At 72.2% G+C, this 630-nt stretch carries 1 pseudogene; it reads right to left on the reverse strand.

The annotated features are described in order from the left end of the window. Nucleotides 1–630, reverse strand: a pseudogene (locus tag L5876_RS13260) (chromosome segregation protein SMC); the annotation flags it as partial.

Genomic DNA, 630 nt, shown 5'->3' on the forward strand with positions numbered 1-630 from the left:
GTGGGCTGCGCGCGCGGCGGTTTCGCGGGCGCGGGAAAGGGTGGTCATCGCCTCGCGCGCCGCCTGGTCGGCCGGTCCGATCGCGGCGCGGGCCGTGCCCTCGCCTTCACGTGCCGTGCGGAGGGTCTCGGCGGCAGCTTCGGCGACGCCCAGCACTTCGGCGATGCGGGGCTGGAGCGTTTCCAGTTCGCCGCGTGCCTCGTCGAGCCGGTTGCGCTGTTCGAGACGCGCCGCGGCCGCGGAGGGCGCATCGGCGCGAGCGGCATAGCCATCCCAGCGCCAGACATCGCCGTCCTTCGTGACGAGGCGCTGACCGGGCTTCAGCTGCTTCGCCAACGCTTCGGCCTTGCCGGCCTCCACCACACCGATGGCGTCCAAGCGTGCCGCGAGTTCCTTCGGCGCGGTGACATGTTTCGACAGCGGCGCCGCACCGGCGGGCAGGGCGGCGGCACGGATGTCCGAGACAGACCAGTGGCGGCCGGCAAAGGGATCGAGCGAGGCGTCGAGATCCTCGCCCAGTGCTGCGCCCAGCGCCTTTTCGAAGCCGGGGGCAGCGCGCATGGCGTCGAGCGCGCGATTTTCCACCGCTTCCTGCGCCAGCATGCGTTCGAGCGCAGCGATCTCGCGTTC

The sequence above is a fragment of the Hyphobacterium sp. SN044 genome, assembly GCF_021864465.1.
Classification (GTDB): Bacteria; Pseudomonadota; Alphaproteobacteria; order Caulobacterales; family Maricaulaceae; genus Hyphobacterium.